The 930-nt window shown below is 68.2% G+C and carries 2 protein-coding genes and 1 pseudogene; all 3 read right to left on the bottom strand.

The window, feature by feature from the left end; translation table 11 throughout:
• A partial coding sequence (locus DIE23_RS39060) for an amidohydrolase family protein (RefSeq protein ID WP_148093506.1) occupies positions 1 to 296 on the bottom strand: 296 nt, incomplete at its 3' end.
• 19 nt (positions 297 to 315) lie between these two features.
• The gene (locus DIE23_RS39055; RefSeq protein ID WP_124618205.1) at positions 316 to 483 is read right to left on the bottom strand and encodes a DUF1427 family protein; all 168 of its coding nucleotides are present in this window, start codon (positions 481 to 483) and stop codon (positions 316 to 318) included.
• Positions 484 to 648: 165 nt separating this feature from the next.
• Positions 649 to 930: pseudogene (locus tag DIE23_RS39050) on the bottom strand (hydrolase); the annotation flags it as partial.

Genomic DNA, 930 nt, shown 5'->3' with positions numbered 1-930 from the left:
TCCATCGCGACGGCGAGCGAGCGCACGCCGTCCCAGCGCAGCTCCATGTTGTAGTTCAGGCCGCCGCGAATCACGTGGCAGTGATTGTCGATCAGGCCCGGCAGCACCGTGCGGCCGCCGAGGTCGACGACCTGCGTCGCGCGGCCCGCGAGCGGCATCACGTCCGCTTCGCTGCCGACCGCGACGAAGCGGCCCGCGGCGATCGCCACCGCTGTCGCTGTCGGGTTCGCGCGGTCCAGGGTCGTGAACCTGCCGTTGCGGAGGATCAAATCCGGTTGGGTTTCGGTTGCGGTCATATGCGTCACCTCACTTCGATCAAAGGCCGACGAGCTGCTTGAGGGCGGGGACCGCCTGCACGCCAATCAACATGCCGAGCAACCCGACCAGGGCAATCAGCGGCGGTGCGGGAGAGCGAACCTTGATTGCACTGTAGATCACGCCTATCAGCAGGCCCGCACCAAGGGAAACCAGATAAGGTTCCATACGATCAATCTCCCGAACAAACTGGCATGCGGGCGTCCGCCCCGCAAGCACTCCGCGGGCGGCGTCCGCGGGCCAACCGCGTCACGCCGCCCGCATTGACGTATCGCCGCCGCGGCGCGCGCATGGCACACACCGCGGCGGCATCGATAGTCGCGACTATCCGCGTCACTTCGCCGGCACGGGCGGCAGCGACTCGTGCGGCGTCTGCGTACGCTCGGCGGCCTTGTGGACCATCGTGTACGCGTAGTCGACGCCCATCCCGTACGCGCCCGAGTGCTCCTTCGCGATCGCCATCACCGCATCGTACGAATCGCGGCGCGCCCAGTCGCGCTGCCATTCGAGCAGCACCTGCTGCCACGTGACGGGCACGACGCCCGCCTGCACCATGCGCTGCATCGCGAAGTCGTGCGCGGCCTGCGACGTGCCGCCCGATGCGTCGGCGACCAT

It is taken from the genome of Burkholderia sp. Bp9143 (assembly GCF_003853645.1).
Classification (GTDB): Bacteria; Pseudomonadota; Gammaproteobacteria; order Burkholderiales; family Burkholderiaceae; genus Burkholderia.
This window is presented reverse-complemented; position numbering and strand designations above follow the sequence as displayed.